Here is a 21,382-nt window from a genome sequence, read left to right as displayed (position 1 = left end):
ACTAATACGAGGCTGATTTTCATATTTTTTAAACTTACTCTTTCTGCATTCATTGTCATTTGGTTGGCAAACCATAACGGCAGACACCCACATTGACCGAATATCAAACCGCACCAAGTTTGCCCCAGGAAAAAACGTCAAAGAAGTAGAAGAAAAACTATTAAAAGTAGTGCCTGCTGAGTTTAAAGTCGATATGCATCACTGGTTAATACTACATGGCCTTTGCACCTGTATTGCCCGCATAGATAAGGGTCGTAATTACACAAGCAGCTCTTTATTCTGTTGGTAAATTAATTGCAATATCTAGACAATGTGTAAATATAGAGGCAACCATTGAGCAAAGAAGTACGTGTAGCTAGGATGTTTTATAAATCTTTATCACTAATTGGCCTAAGTTTAATCAGCATTTTTGCCTTGGCTTCACAGTCGGCCAAATTAAAATGGGGCTATGTGAACTTTGCTCCTTACCACTACAGTGAAAACGGCCAAGTTTTAGGCACTATTGCCGAAAAAGTTGAACATATATTTAGTCAAACTGGTTTATCTTACTCTGCCTACGAGCTGCCCAATAAACGCACTAAGTTATATATAGAACAAGGGAAAGTTGATTTTACTATAGTAATAGACAGCTTTATTAGTACCCCAGAGCAGTTTTTGAAAAGTCAGAAGCCTGTATATTTTATTGTTTTAGGTGCTATTTGTAATCAAGACGCATGGCAAATTCAAACCTTAGATGATCTTAAAGCTCGTGAGCTTATTTTAATCTCGGGTTACACCTATGGCCAACAACAAGCTTTATCCAAGGAGCTGGGTTATACGATTAACATGCAAGCCAAAAACCATGCCGATGCAATTAAAGCTTTAACCTACAACAGGGGCGAATGTGTGCTTGGATATCAAGCGCCTTTTACAGTGGAAGAAGTCAAATACCCCAATGATAATTTTTATTTTTATCAGCTAAATGCCTTACCTGTATATCTCTATCTAAATAAAAATGTGCAAGATTCCAGCGCCATCATGCAAATAATTAATCAATATAATCTGTAGCTTAGCTTTTCGCTATCAATTATTGACACTAACAAAAATACAAACACGATTTATGAAAAAAATCATAGCTCGATACCCTATAGCCAGTTTTATTTTTTTAACTGGGCTTTTCACTTTTATCTTAGCCCCGCTTATTTCTACCTTGTTAACCTTAGTTTTACAGCAGGTAAACCAGACACTTAATCAGTCACTGTACCAAGCTTTTTTTGTTTATAGCCCTGCAATTGCCGCTTTAAGTATCACCTATTTATTAGGTAGGCTAGGCGGAGTAAAAGCCTTGTTATCTCAAATTAAACCAAGACAAAATGCGGTTTTACTTTATGCTTTAATGCCAATACTGACTTTATCTATTGTGATTTTGTCATTTTTCTTAACGGGTTATGACACAAACTTGGTATTGCAGCACCTTTTAACCTCTAAGTTAGATTATTTAATGTTAATTGGCGGGCAAATTTTATTAGTGGCTTTGGGAGAAGAGTTAGGATGGCGCGGCTTTTTGCTGCCTAATTTACTTAAGCGATTCTCGCCAGCTTTAAGCTCTGTTTTTGTGTTTATAATTTGGGCTTGTTGGCATATACCTAAGTTTATCGCCATGCCAAATAGCTTACTTATTAGCGCTTTATTAGTGAATTTGTTGGCTTTTAGTTTTTGTTTTACTTATTTGTATATTAAGCAACAACAACATTTATTACTTATCATATTGTTCCACGCCTGCGCTAACAGTGCACTTATGCTATTTGAACCGTTAGTGAACAATAGCATAATTAGCCTAGATGCATTTTTGTATATTTGGTTGTGTAGTGCCTTTATCTACTGCATTCCAGCCACCGTCTTTTTGTTTCATATGGTTAAATCAAACAAAGGACTCACCTACAACTAACTAAAAAGATTAAAACCAACAGGCCAGCTGTCACTTTTTTAAGCGATACGGCTGGCCCATGAATTAGCGGTTATTTATCGATCTCAATAATTAAATTGTACTCTTGGCTAGAGGTACCCGATAACGCTGTAGAAATATTCATAGTAGAAGAATTAACTACACTACCATCTGGATATTGCACACTAAGGGCGACTGAATTACTGCCTGGTACAGAAAGGGCAAAATCAATATCTCCAGTCCAATTTTCTGAGACATCCTCACAACTAAAGAAAGGTGTGGCTTTACCATTAGGTATAGTCACTGTGCACACAAATTGTGATGGAGTTGGAATAATAGACAATCCAGATAAATCAACATAGTTAGACTTTTTGTTATTGTTAGTTTCGCAAGCACTAGTGGTTTGAGAAGTAACCCCTCTGGTAGTGGTAGTCACAGTAATTAAACAATTAATATCACCAATTAAACCATAAAATTTTTCACTAGAGGCTTTAGAATTCACTGTTACAGTCAACGAATCGTCCAATTTTACTTTATTCACTTCGTCTTGCGAAACAGGATAAGTGCCGGTAATACTGGCATTATGTCCGTAGGCTTGACTACTTATTACTGTGCTGCCATCACTGAGTGCGCCTACTCGACCGCGGCTATAGGTGCCGTAATAGTCATTGGTTGGATCAACGATAGAAGCAATCGGCTCTTGGGTTACAGTGGCCACGCTGGTGTTTGATGACGACCAGTTGGATAAAAGCGATAAGTTAATATCATAAAATGGCGTGATGGCTTTCCAATCTGAGTCTCCTGCGGTCAACTTAGCTTGAACTTCAGCTAAATGACTAGATTTCATACGGTCAAGGTAAATACCACGTGAGATTAACTGATACCCTCCTGGTGCAACCTCTAAATCTCGTCCTGATGGGCGAGTGGGATAAAAATTGCCTTCTATCTCGGCTTCTATTACCCCTTCGGTATAGCCAGTATAGGCACTTAAATTAGCCTCACTAAACAAATAGTTGGAAGGAAACTCAATAATATCTAACAGTTGCCAATCTGGGTATAAAGTAAAATAGCCATCAATACGCTTAAAGCGACAGATTTCATCATAATCATCCCCCACACTTGAGGCTAAGGCATAAGTGCCATTGGTTAGTCTGTCATAGTGTTTGTGCGCTGCCCCGTTTTCAAGTCGGTAATAGGTTTCTTCGGTCACCATAGTGGTAGTATCATGATGATTAGCACAACATTGATTACACAAATCGGGTTGTTGACTATCGGCTACAACGCCAGTCATTTTAGTTACCGTTTGGCCTTTTTCGATAGTTAGTTTACCGTCTACTAATACAGTCATAGCTGGAGTTAAGCCATCGCCAACGCCGGCTAAGGTACAACTACAATTGACGTTTAAAAATTCTTCTTGTTCGAGCTTTTCGGTGGCATCAGATAACTCAATATATTTAATGGTTTCAAATTGAACAATGTTGTTGTCGCCTCTGTTATTGATTTCTGGCACAGGCTTACTGGTTTCAACTTTTTCGCCATTACCTAATTCGTAGGCAATGACATCTGGTGCTTGACCCGGGGTATAATTGACATTGGGGCTAGTTTTAGCGCTATCAGATTCGTTGGTGGCTTGATAACTATTGCCCATGGGCACAGGAGCAATATTTGCGTCGAATACCATAGACTTAGCATCACCTTCATTGTCTGTCCAGCTAATGGTCACACTGACTGCTTTTTGCCCGGCAACAATTGGCACAGTAACAGGAAAGCCTGGGTCACCTACTTCAACCCAAGTATCTGGCGTACCATTGGCGTCGGTATCAACAAAATACTGATTGCTTACTGTCCAACTTCGGTTAAAGGTATAAGTATTGGTATCATCGGCAGTTAAGGCTATGTCGACATTACCAGCGGCAATATCGCCCCCTTGATTGTTGGCAATATCATTATAGGCCTGGGCACCAGCTGTGGTTTCTAATTGGGTAAACTGGCGTAAATCATCAAGTTTTTCCTGGCCTAACTGAATGGCCACATTGCGCAAATTGAGTTTAACGTCTGAACGTACATATTGACTTTGCAAAGTGACATAACCTGTCACCCCCAGCATAATAATTAACGAGGCAATTAGCACCTCTATCAAAGTAAAGCCTTTCATAAACACCTCTTAGAAATCTCTCCAACTACCAGGAACACGGGCTATCCTTTGAAATGCATCATGCTGTTCTAGCATCGCTAAAACTTCTGCATCATATACGGCATTATATGTACCGTTTGCGTGACCTACAGGATGATTAGAGACCACCACACCATTTACTCTGGCTCCCCCAATCATATTTAATTCAAAATCTAAAACAGTGGTGGGTTTTCTAAACGAAAACACCATGCCATTAATAGTTGCACCACCATTCATAGTTAAGTCGCCATCGGTAACTATTAAAATCACCGGGTCGGTAGCACTGCCCACTACATCACCGGCATTTAAACTACATTCACCATCTATCCAAATCAGACCAAATTCACCACCACCTAAGGTTGAGCAATCATTCAGCACTAAATCGGCATCATTGCGTAAGGTATTCCACTCAGACTCAGGCACATTAAAAAGGTATTCCATTAAATCAGTGGGAAAATCTGCATCGTTATCCACTATATCTAAATCTTGAAAGCCCTTTTCAGAATAAGGCGAAGAACTACAATCACCGTCTGTATATTCTTGTAATCCACAAGTCGTGCCGCTGCCGTTATCCATATCTACATCTAAATCAGTCCAAATCGATAAAGGCACTCCTACGCCTCCACCATTAGGGTTGGCGACCACCTCAAAGTTGCCCGACACGTTTAATCCGCCCGCAACAATAAGAGGAGCATCAGGTGGATTAGCCAATACTGAATAGTTAATCCCTTGCTCTGTCATAGTCACTGTTGCCAGACCATCTGCCGAGGTTCCGGTTGACGTGATGGTCACTAAGGTCATAGTGTTGGATTCGCGCACTACGGCTTGACGCACACCTGTGGCCACAAAACTACTGTTATTGCTTAAGGTTTGGTTTATGGCACTGCCATCCCAGTTAGTATTTTCGCTGAGTACTGCAAATGCGTGCATTAACCCCGCTTCTGCAGCCTGAAATGCCATATTTTGATTCTGGGTGTTTAGCGCTATTTTATGCTCAAAGGATTTAATTCTGCCTGTGTATAGGGTCACTAAACTCACCATCACCAAGAGTAATACCACAGTCACTATTACCATGGCCCCTTTTTGCTGCTTAGTTGAGGCTGCATAAGATAAGTTGCTTAAATCAGTCATAATTCCTCACTAAAAAACGGCTAGTAAATAGACGAGATAAGTTATCGTTGGCCACCAACTCTCCTTCTAGTTCAAGGGTGATTTGAGTACTAACAATATTATTGAAAGTCACCAGTTCGGTATCAAAACTGAGTTCAGTGATAGTTACTATCTTTGGATCGGTGAGGGCTTGCCATGTTTCACTGGCGCAAGTAGCGCCATTTGTGCGTATTTCCACTGTCCCATTGCGCAAGCGAAATCCGAAGTTTTCATTATTTGCTACTGTATCTAACACCCCATTTGCATTTTGGTCGTATGCATACAATAAACAACTGTCTTCATCTTCATCTGGGTGTTCAGAAACCACCACTGAATTTCTAAAAGCTGAGGGGAAGTCTGCTGGGCTGCTAACCATATTAATGGTATCAGCGTTGAAACCGGCTCGCTTAATATCACGAGTAATAAGCGCACCAATTGAATTAATTTCTTCATTAAGGCGCGAGTTAGACAATAACTTGCCATTAACGCCTATGCCATAACCCACCAAAGACGCAATGGCAGACAAAGCTGCAATGCCCAACGCCATAGCAATCATAAGCTCAATCAGTGATGCCCCTGACTGGTACCGATAAGATAACTTGCGCTTTGGTTTAATATTTAACATGCTGAATAATTACCTACAGAGCCAGCTTGCACACATATACTCGCACGGCCCATGTTATTAAGGTTTAATTTCACTTCGTTGCTACCATCGGTAAAAACGGTAGAGCCTAAACTGCCTACCGAAAAGCCTAAAACGCCATCAAAGGTGGCGATACTATCAGCACCAAAATTTAAATCTTGCATGCTAACCTGATTAAAATCGCTGCCTTTAACTATCTGCTCTACTCCGTTAATAGTACAAGCGTTTACTTGATTACAATCACAATCACCGCTATCACTTATTCCAATGCACCAATTGGTTCCTGAAGTTAAAGATACAGTGACATCGGCCCCTGCACTTATGGCTTCTGAACGAGCTTGTTGAAATGCAAAGTAACTGGTTTGCACCGCCCCTTTTAATTGTAGTGACTTTTGCACTTGCATTATTGAGGGTGCTCCAATAGCAACAACAATAGAGATAATTGCAATAGTAACCAGCAATTCAAGTAACGTTAGGCCTTGCTGAAAGTACTTAGTTAACAAAACTGATACCTTTTCATAAAAAAATTTGCCTATAATCGGATTACAACGTTGGCAATAATAGTCGATAAACAAAACAATTGAGGTATGAAAATAATATGCAAGGTATAAAAGGGCTCACCCTAATAGAACTTATGATTGCTATTGCCATAGTGGGTATCATTGCTGTCGTGGCTTTCCCATCATTTCAAGGTCAGGTAACTGACGCAAGACGTGGCGAAGGCATTACCCAGCTTTTACAATTACAAATGCAACAAGAATCGTTCCGCTTAGAAAACGACTCTTATGCTACCACAGCCCAACTCACCCTTCCTGCCAGTGATTATTACACTTTTAGCGTAGAAAATGCATCGGCAACCACTTATACCCTAAAGGCTGCGGCTAAAGGTAGCCAAACCAAAGACTCTGATTGTACTCCGTTAACAGTCGATCAATCGATGAATAAAAGCCCCGCGGCTTGCTGGAAGTAAGTTAGCATACTTAAGGTTGGGCGAAGGTACTGGCTGATAGATGGGTCACTTGAGCACTTTGACTTATAGCCATGGGAGCAAGTCGGCCCATTAAGCTAATACTTTTGCTATTTCCTTGTGTATCAAGCCAGTCAACTGTTATAGCCACAGACTTTAAATCAGCAAATAATGGAGGAGAGCTCGGAAATAGAGGGTCACCAACTTGGATCCAGCTATCTGCTACTCCATCAAAATTACTGTCAACATAATATAAATCTATCACTGTCCATTTTAATACATAGGCTTGAGTATGTTGTTTGCTAGACAACCTCACTAGCTTTTCACCAGCGGGGATTGTACCACCACTATTATTGGTAATGCTTGCATAGGCCAGCTCACCTGAGTCTTTACTTAGCTGAGTAAACAAAGTTAAATCATCCAGTTTTTGTTCAGCCAATTGCCAAGCTCTTGAACGTAAATTTAGTTTGTCGTCAGCCAACACATATTCACTTTGTAAGCTTACATAGCCCGTTACCCCTAGCATAATCAGCATAGAGGCAACTAAAACTTCTATTAAGGTAAAACCTAACACTTTATGCATAACTTTCCTTTTTTATTAAGCATAAGATTAAAAGTCGTGATGACTACCAGGCACTTTAGCCACACGCAACAAATGGATGTTTTGTTGCAAAGCAGCTGCAACGGCTGCGTTATACCCCACTCTGACCATGCCTGAATGCTCACCTAACTTAAAATTAGCCACCACTGCACCTTGCACCATGGCTTGAGATTGCATACTAATATCCAGCGTGTTTGTCGAGCTAGCGGGTTTAAACACTAAGGCTAAGCCGTAAACCAAAGCCTTAGATTGCAAGGTTAATTGGCCGTCGAATACAATTAAAATAATGGGTTGGTTTTCACTGGCTACTTGAGTATTGCCAGAAATTTCGCAGTCGCCATTAACCCAAATCAGCCCTTTACTGCCTATGTCTAATGCACTGCATTCAGCTAATTCAAGATCTGACAATTGGTTTAAATAACGCCAATGCTTAGTAGGTAAATTAAACAAATAGCTAAAAATATCGCTAGGAAAACTGCCCGAGGCATCAGCTATGTCGTCGCGTTTATCGCCCGCTTGTGAATAAGGATTGATATGACAAGTTTGTGAATAAAAGTCGCTTAAGTCACAGCTAAAATGCAAGGAAGTGAGCACTATAGGTGCATCTGTCCAAATCGACAAAGGCAAAGCCGTTCCTCTACCATTTGGATTAAAGCCTATTGCAAATTGTTGATACTGAGCTAGCCCAGCTTTGACCATTAAAGGGGCGACAGGTAAGTTAAATAAAAGTGGATAAATCACAGCTTGTGTTTGCAAAACTGATGTGGCTAATCCATCAGGTGACTGCCCAGTTGCTTTAATACTGACGAGTTTACGTCCACCTTTTAAGGTTTGAGTGTTAGCCTGAGCTAGATAGTGACTGGCATCAGGCAAATCTTCTTTGATAGTGCTACTTGGCCAAGTTTTATTGGTTGCTAATATAGCTAAACTGGTGGCTAAGCCAGATTTAGCTGCGACATTCGCATATTTTTGGTTTTGTTCATTTATTGCAATGCGATGCTCAAAAGATTGTATTTTTCCGGTGTATAAGGTCACTAAGGTGACCATAATAAGCAATAAAACCACTGTGAGTAGCACTACAGCTCCACTTTGTTGACCTAGCCCAGAAGCATTTAACCTGATTGGATTAGTCATAATTGGCTAGCAACACTGTGGCTTGAACATGCTTTGACAGTTCAGGGTACTTTATCAATTGGGCATGTAAGCTAATTTGAATTTGACTGTGTGACAGTTGCAAGACTTGGTGCTTTTTAAGTTCAAATTGCAACTCTGTAATTTTAATTACACTAGGATCTGTCAGATCATGCCAACCATTTTCTTCACAAGACCAACCCGCCAATCGCATCTCAATAGCTTTATCTTTTAGTCTAAAGCCAAAATTTTCGTTGCTATCCTTAGTATCTAATAGGCCGTTTTGATTTTGATCATAGGCATAGGTGATACAGCTGTTAGCCGACTCTTTGCTATAAGCCGAGACCGACAACACTGAGGCAAAAGGGTTAATAAAATGATTGGGCGTGTCGAGCATAGGTTGAGTTAACCCATGAAATCCCGCTCGTTTAAGATCATCTGTCATCACTGCCATAACCGCATTAATTTCTTCATCTAGCCGAGATTTAGCCAGCAAGCTACTATTTAGCCCTATGCCGTGCCCCACTAAAGACGCCATTGCAGTAATTGAGGCTAAACCTAAAGTCATAGCTATCATCATCTCAACTAAGCTATTTCCCTTAACTTTTGTACGCAAAACTAACATTTTGGGTATCCACCTAAAGGCTCTTCAATGGCGCAAATTCTTACCCGCCCCAAATTGCTTAAAATTAACTTTAATTGTTTATCGCCATCTGAAAATATTACTGAGCCTGCATGCCCTATGGCTAACCCCCGATTGGCGTCAAATACTGCTATCTGTTGTTTTCCAAAGGTCACTTTGTGTAGCTGCACAAAGCGATAGTCTGAGTGGTCTATCTTATACTCAGCGCCATCTAAGGTGCATTGATTCACAACTCGGCAGTCACATTCACCGGAATCGCTAATAGCTGCACACCAATTTTCACCAGCCTGGATAGCCACAGTGATGGGGGTATTTTTGGCAATAGCCGAAGAGCGTGCTTGCTGAAAGGCAAAATAACTATTTTGCGCGGCACCACGTAATTGAAGATTTTTTTGAACAGAGGTTAAAGCAGGGGCACCTAAGGTGACGAGTAGCAATAATACCGAAAAGGTAATTAATAATTCTAATAACGTCAGGCCACTATACTTGGGCATGATATGTATCCTTACTTAGCACTTATTTTAAATAAGCCTATACTCAAATCCTTTGAGTAAAATATAGTGTAATTTGATAAAAATGCATAAAAGGAAAACTTATGCCAAGCCATTTCAAGGACGACAAACAGCTACAGCAGCAGCCCAATCACATGTTTTTAGGGATCACACTAGTCGAATTATTAGTAGTGCTGGTGATAATCGGTATTTTAGCAGCAGTGATATTTCCATCCTTTAAACAACAGATCATCAGTGCCCGCCGGGGAGAAGGAATTAATCACTTATTACAATTAAAAGTGCAACAAGAAGCCTACAGAATAGAAAACCATCACTATGCCTTGGGCACGCAACTAGGCATGCCACAAAGTCAGTATTATAATTTTAAAGTAGAAAATGTATCGGCCACTACTTACACCATAATCGCCACAGCTAAAAACACTCAGCTCGAAGATAGCCAATGTAAAACCTTAAGCATTAACCAGTCTATGCAATCGTCGCCTAAGGCCTGCTTTCATTAATATGAGGGATAAGCTAGATAAGCTACACAACAAAAGTTAACTAAGGTTTTTAACCCTTAACTCTTTAGGCACTGCAAACTCTATGTTCTCTTCGCGTCCAGCTCGCTCAGTCGCTGTGGTTGCACCCCACTCTTTAAGTCGTGAAACTACGCCTTGTACTAAGACTTCTGGCGCTGAAGCACCGGCTGTCACGCCAATGTGTTGTACACCTTCTAACCACTCCTGTTGAATGCAATTGGCATCGGCAATCAAGTAGGCTTTGGCCCCAATTTTTTCCGCTAATTCGCGTAAACGATTAGAGTTAGAGCTATTTTGCGCACCAACTACCAATAATAAGTCACAATCGGCGGCTAATTCTCGAACTGAATCTTGACGATTTTGGGTGGCATAACAGATATCATCTTTGCGCGGCCCTTCAATGGCTGGAAACTTTTCTCTTAACGCATCAATAACATCAGCCGTATCATCAACCGATAAAGTTGTTTGGCTGCAATAATACAAATGCTGCGGATTTTTTACTTGTAAGCTGGCGACATCTTCCACCGACTCCACCAAATAAATACCCCCATTAGGGTTGTCGTATTGCCCCATTGTGCCCTCTACTTCGGGGTGACCTGAATGGCCTATTAACACACACTCAGTGCCTCTTTTACTGGCTCGCATCACTTCCATATGAACTTTAGTCACTAATGGGCAAGTCGCGTCAAATACTTTTAAACCACGAGAGTCGGCTTCTTTGCGCACTTCTTGTGATACCCCATGAGCAGAAAAAATCACTAGGCTATCGTCTGGTACCTCAGATAATTCATCGACAAACACAGCACCACGATTGCGTAAACCATCTACTACAAACTTGTTGTGCACCACTTCATGACGCACAAAAATAGGCGCAGGAAACATTTCTAATGCGCGTTCAACTATAGTGATGGCTCGGTCTACACCAGCGCAAAAACCGCGAGGGTTAGCTAAATGGATTTGCATAAGGTTTCCTTAAAATAGGGCTTAGTTTACCGACAATATTTCTACGTCAAAAGTGATGACTTGGCCAGCCAGTGGGTGATTAAAATCCACTGTCACTGAATCCCCTGTCACTTCACGAATGATCCCAGGTAATTCTGTACCATCTGGCTGAGTAAAGGCAATGATCATACCTTCTTCGGCTGGGGTATCGGCACTAAATTTACTACGTTCTAGATGATGCAAGTTATCTGGATTAGGCATGCCAAAGGCATCTTCTGCTTCTAAGGTAAAAGACTTTTTATCCCCAGCTGCCAGCCCCAATAAACAGTCTTCAAAGTTTAGCGTTAGACTACCATCACCAATCACCAGTTTAGCTGGCTTATTATTCACTCTAGTGCTATCTGCAGCTGAGCCATCTGCCAACTTTAAATCAAAGTGTAAAACCACTTCACTGCCTTGTTTAATAATACCGTTTGCTTGTTCAGGCATGGGGTTCCTCTTTATTTTTAAACATATCTATGACTAACATTACCGCGCCGACACAAATCGCACTGTCGGCCAGGTTAAATGCTGGCCAATACCAGTCTTGATAGTACAAGACTAAAAAATCTATCACGTAACCATGAACTAGGCGGTCTAAGGCGTTGCCTAATGCGCCGCCTATAATCAAACTAAAAGCAATAGGTAACAAAAGTTGGGGCTTATGGGTGTGTTTTAACCACCACAGCACTAAACCGCTAACTGCAAAGGCAACTAAGGTAAAAAACCAACGTTGCCACCCACCAGCATCATGTAAAAAGCTAAAGGCCGCGCCATAATTGTACACATGAGTTAAATTAAAAAACGGCCAAACTTGAATCGCTTGGTACAACTCTATGTGTTCTAGCACTAAGCCTTTAGTGTATTGATCAAGGATCAAAACTAACGCTGACACCCATAAAAAGCGCCAGCCTGTTTGCGTAAACAGCTTAGGCATAAGCGCGTTTTTCGCCCTCACCTTCCACGTTATCTACACAACGGTGGCATAACTCTGGGTGCGATCCGTTAGCGCCCACATCTTCTCTATGATGCCAACAACGACTGCATTTTTGTGCTTCAGATACACTTACCGACACCGACAAGCCTTCAACTTCAGTTGCCATGGCTGTTGCTGGAGCTTGTTGGTTAACTAGCACTTTTGCCGCAGAGGTAATTAATACAAAACGTAATTCATCTTCCAGCTTAGCTAACAGAGCATGCAATTCGCTATTCACATACAAGGTCACTTCTGCTTGCAAAGAGCCTTTAATTTTTCCTTCTTTACGGGTCATCTCAATGCAGCGGTTTACTTCATTTTTAACCGCTAAAACTTGCAGCCAGAATTGATTATCAAAATCGCCTTCTAAGTTGACTTCTTGCAAGCCGTCATACCATTTACCTGTAAAGACAAACTCATCTTGTTGCCAAGGCATGGCTTGCCACAACTCTTGCGCAGTAAAGCTGGTGATTGGGGCTATCCAGCGTACTAGTGCTTCAATAATATGGTAAAGCGCACTTTGACATGAACGACGAGCATGGCTATCACCTTTAGCCGTGTATTGACGATCTTTGATGATATCCAAATAAAAACTGCCTAACTCAATTGAGCAGAATTGCATAAGCTTTTGGGTGACCACTAACATGTCGTATTTTTCATAAGCAGCAATAATATCTTGTTGCATGCTATAAGCACGGCCTACTGCCCACTTGTCTAGCTCAACCATGTCGTTTACTGGTACTAAATCTGTACTTGGATCAAAGCCATTGAGGTTAGCCAATAAAAAGCGCGCAGTATTACGTATGCGGCGATAAGCATCGGCAGAACGATTTAAGATTTCGTCAGACACTGCAATTTCGCTGCGATAATCAGTTGAAGCTACCCATAATCGTAAAATGTCAGCACCTAGCTTGCCTGTTACTTGCTGAGGCGCAATAGTATTGCCTAATGACTTAGACATCTTTTTACCATCACCATCAACAGTAAATCCGTGGGTTAACACTTGCTTGTATGGGGCATGGCCTTTAGTGGCCACCGAAGTCATCAAAGACGACATAAACCACCCTCTGTGCTGATCTGAACCTTCTAAGTACAAATCTGCCGAAGCGGGAATATCGTCACGTTTATCTACCACAAAGTAATGAGTTACACCTGAGTCAAACCATACATCTAAAGTGTCTGGCACTTTCACAAAGGTATCGGCATCATCACCTAGCAAAGAAACAGGATCCACATCCCACCAGGCTTGAATGCCTTTTTTCTCAACTAATAGTGCCACTTGTTCAAGTAGCTCATCGGTACGAGGATGTAAATCTCCTGTGTCTTTATGCACAAACAACGCTATAGGCACACCCCAAGTACGTTGACGAGAAATACACCAATCAGGTCGGCCCGCCACCATAGTTTCAATACGGCTTTCACCCCACTCTGGGATCCATTGAGTATTATGAATTTCTTTGATCGACGCTTGACGTAAACCATTTTTATCCATGCTAATAAACCACTGAGGTGTAGCACGAAAGATAATAGGCGTTTTATGTCGCCAGCAATGTGGGTAACTGTGGTTATAAATATGATGATGCAATAACGCGCCATGCTCTTTTAACACTTCAATTACATGGTCGTTAGCTTTAAATACGTGCTCTCCAGCAAATAAAGGCGTGCCTTCTAAATACACCCCATTGGCCCCTACTGGGTTAGCAACTTCAAGCCCATATTGTTTGCCCACATTAAAATCGTCTACACCATGCCCTGGGGCGGTATGTACGCAGCCGGTACCAGATTCAGTGGTAACATGGTCACCTAAAATTAGCGGCACAGAAAAATCATAAAATGCGTGCTGTAATTTATGATTTTCAAGATCTTGACCTTTACACACACCTAAAGTTTCGAATTTTTCAAAACCAAAACGCTGCATACATTCGTCTACTAGGTCAGTTGCAATAACTAAAGACTCTTCAGTTGCATCTGAGTTGACCTTAACCAAACTGTATTCTAATTCTGGATGAATAGTGACCGCACGGTTAGCCGGCAAGGTCCAAGGTGTGGTGGTCCAAATAGCCACTGACACATCACCCTTGACGGTTGCAGAAAAGCATTCGGCCATTGCCTTTGTATCAACTGCTTTAAAACGCACATCAATAGAAGGAGAATTTTTGTCTTGATATTCTACTTCTGCTTCTGCCAAGGCAGAGCCACAATCGGTACACCAATGTACTGGCTTAAATCCTTTTTCTAAGTGTCCAGAACGAACAATATGCCCTAACTCACGAATGATGTTGGCCTCAGAAGCAAAGTCCATGGTTTTATAGGGTTTATCCCACTCACCTAATACACCTAATCGAATAAAGTCAGCTTTTTGCCCGGCAATTTGTTTTTCTGCGTAATCACGGCATTTTTGTCTAAATTCAGCCGCCGTCACTTTTTTACCTGGCTTACCGACTTTTTTCTCTACCATGAGTTCGATAGGAAGACCATGGCAATCCCAGCCAGGTACGTAAGGGGCATCAAAATCAGATAAAGTTTTAGCTTTAACAATAATGTCTTTAAGAATTTTATTTACCGCATGACCAATGTGAATATCGCCATTTGCATAAGGAGGGCCATCATGCAATATGAAAGGTTTGTGCCCTTGCTTGGCATCGCGAATTTGCTGATAGAGTTTTTTATCAGTCCATTGCTTTAGCATTTTGGGCTCGCGCTGAGCCAGATTGCCACGCATTGGAAACTCTGTTTCAGGCAAGTTTAGGGTATGTTTATAATCACTCATTGTTGGTTAAATCCAAATTGGTCAATGGTTACAGTAAAAATTTCAAGACACAGCCAAGCGACGTTTCGCTTCGATGGCGTCTAGTTGAATTTGTTTATGAAGCAATTCAAAAGAATCAAACTTCATTTCTTCTCGTATTTTGCTCAGTAATGCCACACTAATAAATTGTCCGTAAAGGTTGCCACTAAAATCAAACAGATGGACTTCTAATTGCGAACGCTGCCCATTTACAGTGGGTCTATGGCCAATATTCGCCACCCCAGCATAGACTTGATTATTCACTGTTACATTTACCGCAAACACGCCATTTACCGGCGCCTTGCAACGTTTTAACAGTACATTGGCGGTGGGAAACCCTATGGTTCGTCCACGCTTATCGCCATGTAACACTTTGCCAGCAATAGTAAAAGGCCGCCCCAACATTTGTTCTGCTAACGCAAAATCATTTTGGCGAATCGCATGGCGAATCGCAGTAGAGCTAATGCGGCATTTGGCTAGGCGAAAACTTTGGGTACTGACCACGTCAAAATGGCACTTTTTTCCTTCAGCCACTAAAGTATCAAAATCCCCTACTCGGCCTTTGCCAAATCTGAAATCATCACCTACTACTAAATATTTAATGCCCAGCTTGTTAACTAACAATCCTTCCACAAAATCTGTCGCACTATAATTCGCAAAATGGCGGTCAAACTTTACACACAACAACCTATCTATGCCCAAAGCTTTGAGTTGGGTGTATTTATCGCGTAATAAACTTAATCGTGCTGGTGCCCGCTCTGGGGTAAACAATTCTTCGGGCTGAGGCTCAAATACCATGACAGTGGACGGTAAATTCAAGGCTTTGGCTTTTTCGACTACTTGAGTCAACACTGCTTGATGCCCTAGATGCACGCCATCAAATTTACCAATGGTTAATACACAGCCTTGGTGTTTTTCTCGAATATTATGTAGGCCACGAATTAATTCCACTACGTTCTCTTTTTACCTCTTGCCAAAAGCCATTGGCCCACTAAAAATCATTTAAAGGCGCGGATTATAACTGACTCTAGAATGATTGAAAGCGGTATACATGAACATTGGGTAAATTTCCCACATTCATACTATTAATTTTTATTTATTCTGCAACACAGTCGCAGAGAAAGTCGAAATTCTTACCCCAAAGACCAATAAGCTCACCGCTAATACCCCAGCCCCCATAAAGATAAGTTGAGTTAACTGCTGGATTTTTTCAAATAAACCGTAGCTAACCCAATGCTGAGTACTGGGATTGAAATAATAAATGGTGGCTGCCATTAACCCACTGGCAAGTAAAATTTTAGTGACTAAGACTAAAGTTTGTTTAGAAGCCTGATAAACACCCCTTCTATATAATCCGACATATAACAAAACGGCATTCATCAAGGCCGATAAAGACGTTGCCATGGCTAAGCCTACATAGTCAAAAGGAAAAACCAAGATCAGGTTAAATAACATATTGGCGCCCATACACCATATACCAAACTTCACTGGCGTTTTGGTATCTTGTCTTGAATAAAACCCGGGAGCCAAGACTTTGACCAACATAAAACTTAACAAACCAAAGGAATAAGCCATTAAGCTATGCGAAGCAAAAGTTGCATCCTCTGGGCGAAACTCACCTCTTTGAAAAATAGTCAGAAGCATAGGTTCAGCCAACATAAACAAGCCAGTCGCTGCAGGAATACCCAACACACAAACCATTTTAACTGCCCAATCAATATTCTCACTAAATGCCTGAGCATTTTGCGACACATGGTTTTTAGACAAAGTGGGTAAAATCACTGTGGCAATGGCAATGCCAAACAAACCTAAAGGAAACTCCAATAAGCGATCTGAATAATACAGCCAGGAAATTGCCCCAGTACCTAAGAAACTAGCAATAACGGTATCAAACAACAGATTCAGTTGCCCTACAGACACCCCAAAAAGAGCAGGAATAATTAAGGTTCGAACCCGTACTATTTCGGGATCTGACCATCCCCACTGAGGTTTAACTAACAAGCCCGCCCGGTATAAAAATGGCAACAGAAAGAGCAATTGACATAAACCACCTAAAAACACCCCCCAAGCTAAAGCAAAAGCAGGCTCTGCAAATTGTGGCGCCAGATAAATCGCACAGCTAATAATGGCCACATTCAGCAAAACTGGGGTAAAGGCCGCCACCGCAAATTTATTTAGGGTATTTAATATCGCCCCAGCTAACCCGGTTAAAGACACAAATAATAAATATGGAAAGGTGATTTTTAACATCAAGGACGCCAGTTCAAACTTAGCGCCAGCAGGCCCATCATTAACATAGTCAATAAACCAGCCCATACCAAAAAGCGCGGCTAAAATGGGTGAACCAATCACTCCTATAATAGTCACTACTGTAACTATCATACCTAAGGTGCCACTGACCTTAGCGATAAAGCGTTTAAGTTGTTGTTCATCTTGATTGTGATTGACATCAGCTAAGACAGGAATAAAGGCTTGAGCAAAAGCCCCTTCGGCAAAAAGGCGGCGCAAAAAGTTGGGGATTTTGTTAGCAAATAAGAATACGTCAGCGTTGGCACCTGCGCCCATGAGGTTGGCAATCACTGCATCTCGCACTAAACCTAAAATTCGAGAGATAAAGGTCATGGCGCTGACAATCATGCCTGATTTAAATAACTTCGCTGACACCCACTGCTTCCCTAACAACAAAAGGGTTATTATGCGCGAAATTTACGCTAAGAGTCCATTTATTCGAGTCTACTTGGGTTAATATACTGCCGAATAACACTTGCTAGGCAAAACACTGTTAAAGAATCTCTAGTAAATACAAAAAGAATCGTACTTTTGGCTATAAAATCCGCAAAATCAATTGACATAGAGTCACTTCATCCGCATAATCCGCACCCTTGAATTTTGACTAGAATTTTTTGGGAGTTCCAACTTGGCTAACATCAAGTCTGCTAAGAAACGTGCTATACAAGCGGAAAAGCGTCGTCAACATAACGCTAGCCGTCGCTCTATGACACGTACATCTTTGAAAAAAGTACTTTCTGCAATCGCCTCTGGTGATAAAGAAGCTGCTCAAGCTGCATACACTGCAGCAACACCTTTACTTGACCGCATGGCAACTAAAGGCTTAATCCATAAAAACAAAGCTGCTCGTCATAAGAGTCGCCTTGCTGCACAAATTAAAGCTTTAGGTTAATTTGTCAGAGAATTTAAAAAAGCGCCTTAGGCGCTTTTTTTATGCCTGAAAAACCTTATTAAGAGTTTATTTCTGCAAGTTTAGGCAACCATTGTTTTACCCAAGCTAAGACTTCAACTTCTGGCTCTAAGGTTTCACACGCATCAACTAAAAGTACATCTGTTATTGCTTGACCTTGTAGTTCGCTCAACAAATCAAATATTTGTTTTCCTGCACCACAATAAGTGTCGCCATAACTACTGTCACCTAAAGCCGCAACGGCAAATGGCTTTTGCGCCATCAGAGGAAATTGTTCACGTAAGTCATGAATAAAAAACTCTAAATTTGGGGGAATGTCACCCTGACCTGTGGTTGAGCTAATCACTAAGATCGCAGCTGCTTGCTTAAAATCATCAATACTAGGATCGGTGTACACCTCACTTTGCACCTTTTGTTCATCTAGCAAGGCTTTGACGTCTTCTGCCACTTGTTGTGCGTTGCCATATACCGACCCCACAAAAATGCCCACTTTACTCATATTAACTTCCTAAATTAAATATTTTAATGCTACAGCTGGTTCCACTGTGCTAATTGATTGGGGCTAGTGTGCCATTTTTCTAGCAATAATTTGATGTTTTTGTCGAGCTCGGCTTTTAACGTTAAAGGGATTTGAGTAATTGGGTGAGTCAAACACATAGATTTGCAGGTTAACCCCAATTGGTTGAAGTTGAATTGCTGACGAACAAAACTATTATGCTTGCCATCACCATGGGTAGTATCACCCACTATAGGATGGTTTATATGGCCCATATGCCTTCTCAATTGGTGCTTTCGTCCGGTTTTAGGCGTTAACTTAACCACCGAATATCGAGCGCTAGGATAACGGCTCACTGCAAAAGGCAATTCAAATTGTGCCAGTGGGCTATAAAAAGTTTGAGCCTCTTGCGCGGGTTTATCTTGTTTAGCTTGTTTGTCGGCTATTTTGTCGAGCTTTTCTTTCAAAGGATGATCAATTTGCCCTGCGCTTTTTACATGCCCTCTGACTATGGCCAAATAGGTTTTTTCAATGCTTTGTGTTTCAAATTGTGTGCCTAAGAGCCTGGCAATCTCAGCTGAAAGGGCAAACACCAATACGCCAGATGTTGGTCTATCTAAACGGTGTACAGGAAAAACATGTTGGCCAATTTGATCTCTTAACATTTGCATCGCAAATTGAGTTTCATGCTTATCAATCATACTTCTGTGCACTAATAAACCAGAAGGTTTGTTAATGGCCACTAAGTAAGGATCTTGATAAATAATCTCTAGGGTCATATTAATTATCTGTAAAAATTAAATCTATTTGGCTAATAATGCGCTTCACCTTTACACAATGATTTTCTCCCCATTGCAGCTCAGCCATAGGTGAAAGTGCTAATTGTGTAGGTAGCGCCTGTTGGTTTTGAATTAACCCGCGCATTTTAGGAATAAAAATAAACTGCAACCATTGTTCAAACGGCATTTTATCGTAAGCAAAAGGCACCGTGCTGGTTAAGGCACTTTTTGCAGGTGCTGAACTAGACCACAAATTAACCTCACACATTGCTTGCTCTAAATTTATAAGTAGAATTTCGACTTCTTTGTAACTACGTGGCATGATCGACCGATTAACAGATTAAACCTTAAGCGAATCGAGTATTAGCTCGATGTTCAGTTTAATTATTTTCCAATTGCCCATAAGAATATCATGAGTCAGATCAATACTATCAGTGAATTTTTACTTCAAGCTGGCACCGACTACCGTGTCTTTGACATGGCTCGCGGCATTAGGCCGTTAAGCAGCCAAACTTTTTTAGACATTGAAAATGGCAGTCAAGCCGCACCTTTCCCTCGTCAACAACACGCTTGGTTTGGCATTTTATTTTTTAACAAACAACTCAGCAAAGAGTTATATATTTGGTTTGTAAAATTGCCCCTTGATGAGCAAGGCTTAGTAATGAATGCGGGTAGGCAACAGTTTTTGCATATAGTGGTTGAAGCATTAGGGAAAAGTTTAGATAAACAAGATAACCCTAATAATCAATTACCAGAAAACCCTTTTACTTTTGTGCCCTCTCAACAACAATTGGCCAGCTTCAACAGTATTTGTCGAACCACATTAGCCACCCCGCTATCTGAACATTTAGACTTAGCAAAACAGTATATTTGTACGCCTACTATGCAGGATTGGCGCTTAGTGCCCATGCAAGGCATAGCTGATTTCTGTGCCCTTATAACTGAGACAACAGACAACACTCAAGCCAAGCTTAAACAGCAACTCATGCAACAGTTTTTGCATTTAGCCCCTCAAGTACAAGAAGCCATTTGCTCAGCACTCGAAAATCATCAAGTTGATGAACCATTAAGTCTAGTGCTAATTAACTGGTATCAAACAACGCCAAATGATCCACAAATAATGCAAGCCGTTCTTCGAGCCTTATGTCAAAGTCAGGCCAAAACAGAGGTAAAAAACTTATTGCATACCCTACTAGAAAACGCCAACCAAACGCAGTTTCAAGAGCCATTAGTTATGCTAATCGCGGCAAGACACTGGCAGTATTTGTTAGATAAGACCTTTTTAGTTAGCTATCTAGATCTATTGGCCAAACAAGAGTTTGGGCTGTTTTCTGGTTTATTTTCAGATTTAGTACAAATTCCTTCACTACGTGAAACTATGTTGGGCATGTTAAGGTGGCCCGACAAAAGCCCACAATTAACCCAAGCCATTGGGCAACTATTTGGACAAAAAGCCCCATGAACTTATATGATTTGATATTGCTGATAGGTATTTTTATTTTAGCTGCAACCTTTTGGCGCTTTCGGGCTATTTCAGAGTCAATAAAAGTACAACTTGAGCAGTATTGTGAACGTCAACAACTACAACTTATTAGTGTAGCAAGGATAAAAACCCGCCTAGGTAGCGTAAAAGGTAAACTAGATCTGAAAAGTGAATTTGCTTTTGAGTTTTCTGGAAATGGCGAAGACAGTTATCAAGGCTGGGTTTGTATGCATGGCCTAAATATAGTTCAAATCGACACCCCTGCTTATCGTATAGATTAATTGCTTCATCTGCTCTACTGAGAAAGCGGTCGTTGCACTTGGCTTAAATTTAAAAGCACGCTTCGCGCAATCATCCCTGATTGTTTATGTCTCGAATCCCTTCGAGCCAGTTACTTTTTCTTCAACAGCAAAGAATAA

General features: G+C 41.0%; 24 protein-coding genes and 1 pseudogene. 8 read left to right on the top strand and 17 right to left on the bottom strand.

Going from position 1 to position 21,382, the window contains the following annotated elements:
- Positions 1-55 precede the first annotated feature (55 nt).
- The 3 genes and pseudogenes from ACVCDT_RS06955 to ACVCDT_RS06945 all read left to right on the top strand — a co-directional run.
- A pseudogene (locus tag ACVCDT_RS06955) lies at positions 56-289 on the top strand (hypothetical protein); the annotation flags it as partial.
- 44 nt (positions 290-333) lie between these two features.
- Positions 334-1,047, top strand: coding sequence for a transporter substrate-binding domain-containing protein (locus ACVCDT_RS06950; RefSeq protein ID WP_447132045.1), 714 nt, complete (start codon positions 334-336; stop codon positions 1,045-1,047).
- A gap of 52 nt (positions 1,048-1,099) precedes the next feature.
- On the top strand, positions 1,100-1,927 hold the full coding sequence (locus ACVCDT_RS06945) for a CPBP family intramembrane glutamic endopeptidase (protein WP_447132044.1): 828 nt from the start codon (positions 1,100-1,102) through the stop codon (positions 1,925-1,927).
- Between the two features lie 70 nt (positions 1,928-1,997).
- Here ACVCDT_RS06945 and ACVCDT_RS06940 read toward each other — a convergent pair whose 3' ends face one another.
- From ACVCDT_RS06940 to ACVCDT_RS06925, 4 genes are read right to left on the bottom strand one after another with little or no spacing between them, the layout of a single operon-like run.
- Positions 1,998-4,079, bottom strand: a complete 2,082-nt coding sequence (locus ACVCDT_RS06940) for a prepilin-type N-terminal cleavage/methylation domain-containing protein (RefSeq protein WP_447132043.1) — start codon at positions 4,077-4,079, stop codon at positions 1,998-2,000.
- 9 nt (positions 4,080-4,088) lie between these two features.
- Positions 4,089-5,228 (bottom strand): PilX N-terminal domain-containing pilus assembly protein, encoded by a 1,140-nt coding sequence (locus tag ACVCDT_RS06935; RefSeq protein WP_447132042.1) that lies wholly within the window; start codon positions 5,226-5,228, stop codon positions 4,089-4,091.
- The gene (locus tag ACVCDT_RS06930) at positions 5,221-5,871 is read right to left on the bottom strand and encodes a prepilin-type N-terminal cleavage/methylation domain-containing protein (RefSeq protein ID WP_447132041.1); all 651 of its coding nucleotides are present in this window, start codon (positions 5,869-5,871) and stop codon (positions 5,221-5,223) included. The genes ACVCDT_RS06935 and ACVCDT_RS06930 overlap by 8 nt, the downstream gene beginning before the upstream one ends.
- Positions 5,865-6,392: a GspH/FimT family pseudopilin gene (locus ACVCDT_RS06925; protein WP_447132040.1), complete on the bottom strand. Its 528-nt coding sequence runs from the start codon at positions 6,390-6,392 to the stop codon at positions 5,865-5,867. The genes ACVCDT_RS06930 and ACVCDT_RS06925 overlap by 7 nt, the downstream gene beginning before the upstream one ends.
- 95 nt (positions 6,393-6,487) lie before the next feature.
- Between ACVCDT_RS06925 and ACVCDT_RS06920 the strand changes: the two genes are divergently transcribed.
- The gene (locus ACVCDT_RS06920) at positions 6,488-6,859 is read left to right on the top strand and encodes a type IV pilin protein (protein WP_447132039.1); all 372 of its coding nucleotides are present in this window, start codon (positions 6,488-6,490) and stop codon (positions 6,857-6,859) included.
- Positions 6,860-6,869: 10 nt separating this feature from the next.
- On the opposite strand, the gene ACVCDT_RS06915 is transcribed toward ACVCDT_RS06920, so the two are convergent.
- From ACVCDT_RS06915 to ACVCDT_RS06900, 4 genes are read right to left on the bottom strand one after another with little or no spacing between them, the layout of a single operon-like run.
- Positions 6,870-7,439: a type IV pilus modification PilV family protein gene (locus ACVCDT_RS06915; protein ID WP_447132038.1), complete on the bottom strand. Its 570-nt coding sequence runs from the start codon at positions 7,437-7,439 to the stop codon at positions 6,870-6,872.
- 27 nt (positions 7,440-7,466) lie between these two features.
- Positions 7,467-8,591, bottom strand: a complete 1,125-nt coding sequence (locus ACVCDT_RS06910) for a hypothetical protein (RefSeq protein ID WP_447132037.1) — start codon at positions 8,589-8,591, stop codon at positions 7,467-7,469.
- A complete protein-coding gene (locus ACVCDT_RS06905) occupies positions 8,584-9,213 on the bottom strand; it encodes a prepilin peptidase dependent protein B (RefSeq protein ID WP_447132036.1) in 630 nt (209 codons plus the stop codon). Before ACVCDT_RS06905 ends, ACVCDT_RS06910 begins: the two co-directional genes overlap by 8 nt.
- Positions 9,207-9,725 carry a GspH/FimT family pseudopilin gene (locus ACVCDT_RS06900; RefSeq protein WP_447132035.1) on the bottom strand — a complete coding sequence of 173 codons (519 nt, stop codon included), beginning with the start codon at positions 9,723-9,725 and terminating at the stop codon, positions 9,207-9,209. The genes ACVCDT_RS06905 and ACVCDT_RS06900 overlap by 7 nt, the downstream gene beginning before the upstream one ends.
- 101 nt (positions 9,726-9,826) lie before the next feature.
- Between ACVCDT_RS06900 and ACVCDT_RS06895 the strand changes: the two genes are divergently transcribed.
- Positions 9,827-10,243 carry a type IV pilin protein gene (locus ACVCDT_RS06895; RefSeq protein ID WP_447132034.1) on the top strand — a complete coding sequence of 139 codons (417 nt, stop codon included), beginning with the start codon at positions 9,827-9,829 and terminating at the stop codon, positions 10,241-10,243.
- 36 nt (positions 10,244-10,279) lie between these two features.
- Here ACVCDT_RS06895 and ispH read toward each other — a convergent pair whose 3' ends face one another.
- From ispH to murJ, 6 genes are all read right to left on the bottom strand, one after another.
- On the bottom strand, positions 10,280-11,224 hold the full coding sequence (ispH, locus tag ACVCDT_RS06890; protein WP_447132033.1) for a 4-hydroxy-3-methylbut-2-enyl diphosphate reductase: 945 nt from the start codon (positions 11,222-11,224) through the stop codon (positions 10,280-10,282).
- 21 nt (positions 11,225-11,245) lie between these two features.
- Positions 11,246-11,692, bottom strand: coding sequence for an FKBP-type peptidyl-prolyl cis-trans isomerase (gene fkpB / locus ACVCDT_RS06885; protein ID WP_447132032.1), 447 nt, complete (start codon positions 11,690-11,692; stop codon positions 11,246-11,248).
- Positions 11,685-12,179, bottom strand: a complete 495-nt coding sequence (lspA, locus tag ACVCDT_RS06880) for a signal peptidase II (protein ID WP_447132031.1) — start codon at positions 12,177-12,179, stop codon at positions 11,685-11,687. Before lspA ends, fkpB begins: the two co-directional genes overlap by 8 nt.
- A complete protein-coding gene (gene ileS / locus ACVCDT_RS06875) occupies positions 12,172-14,988 on the bottom strand; it encodes an isoleucine--tRNA ligase (RefSeq protein WP_447132030.1) in 2,817 nt (938 codons plus the stop codon). The genes lspA and ileS overlap by 8 nt, the downstream gene beginning before the upstream one ends.
- Positions 14,989-15,030: 42 nt before the next feature.
- Positions 15,031-15,957, bottom strand: a complete 927-nt coding sequence (gene ribF, locus ACVCDT_RS06870) for a bifunctional riboflavin kinase/FAD synthetase (RefSeq protein ID WP_447132029.1) — start codon at positions 15,955-15,957, stop codon at positions 15,031-15,033.
- A gap of 141 nt (positions 15,958-16,098) precedes the next feature.
- Positions 16,099-17,670 (bottom strand): murein biosynthesis integral membrane protein MurJ, encoded by a 1,572-nt coding sequence (gene murJ, locus ACVCDT_RS06865; RefSeq protein ID WP_447132028.1) that lies wholly within the window; start codon positions 17,668-17,670, stop codon positions 16,099-16,101.
- 253 nt (positions 17,671-17,923) lie between these two features.
- Here murJ and rpsT point away from each other — a divergent pair, with 253 nt between their 5' ends.
- Positions 17,924-18,187, top strand: a complete 264-nt coding sequence (gene rpsT, locus ACVCDT_RS06860; protein WP_299074140.1) for a 30S ribosomal protein S20 — start codon at positions 17,924-17,926, stop codon at positions 18,185-18,187.
- A gap of 58 nt (positions 18,188-18,245) precedes the next feature.
- Here rpsT and ACVCDT_RS06855 read toward each other — a convergent pair whose 3' ends face one another.
- From ACVCDT_RS06855 to ACVCDT_RS06845, 3 genes are read right to left on the bottom strand one after another with little or no spacing between them, the layout of a single operon-like run.
- Entirely contained in the window at positions 18,246-18,704 is a 459-nt protein-coding gene (locus ACVCDT_RS06855) for a flavodoxin (RefSeq protein ID WP_447132027.1), read from the bottom strand.
- 29 nt (positions 18,705-18,733) lie between these two features.
- Complete coding sequence (gene truC / locus ACVCDT_RS06850) at positions 18,734-19,480, bottom strand: tRNA pseudouridine(65) synthase TruC (protein WP_447132026.1); 747 nt, start codon at positions 19,478-19,480, stop codon at positions 18,734-18,736.
- Between the two features lies 1 nt (position 19,481).
- A complete protein-coding gene (locus ACVCDT_RS06845) occupies positions 19,482-19,802 on the bottom strand; it encodes a YqcC family protein (RefSeq protein WP_447132025.1) in 321 nt (106 codons plus the stop codon).
- A 90-nt stretch (positions 19,803-19,892) separates the two neighbouring features.
- On the opposite strand from ACVCDT_RS06845, the gene ACVCDT_RS06840 reads away from it, so the two are divergent.
- Positions 19,893-20,942, top strand: coding sequence for a DUF3549 family protein (locus tag ACVCDT_RS06840; RefSeq protein WP_447132024.1), 1,050 nt, complete (start codon positions 19,893-19,895; stop codon positions 20,940-20,942).
- Positions 20,939-21,244 carry a DUF3301 domain-containing protein gene (locus ACVCDT_RS06835; RefSeq protein ID WP_447132023.1) on the top strand — a complete coding sequence of 102 codons (306 nt, stop codon included), beginning with the start codon at positions 20,939-20,941 and terminating at the stop codon, positions 21,242-21,244. The genes ACVCDT_RS06840 and ACVCDT_RS06835 overlap by 4 nt, the downstream gene beginning before the upstream one ends.
- The last annotated feature ends 138 nt before the right edge of the window (positions 21,245-21,382 follow it).

This window comes from Paraglaciecola aestuariivivens, from assembly GCF_052983255.1.
Note: the sequence above shows the minus strand (reverse complement) of the source record. Positions and strands in the feature narration are given on the sequence as shown.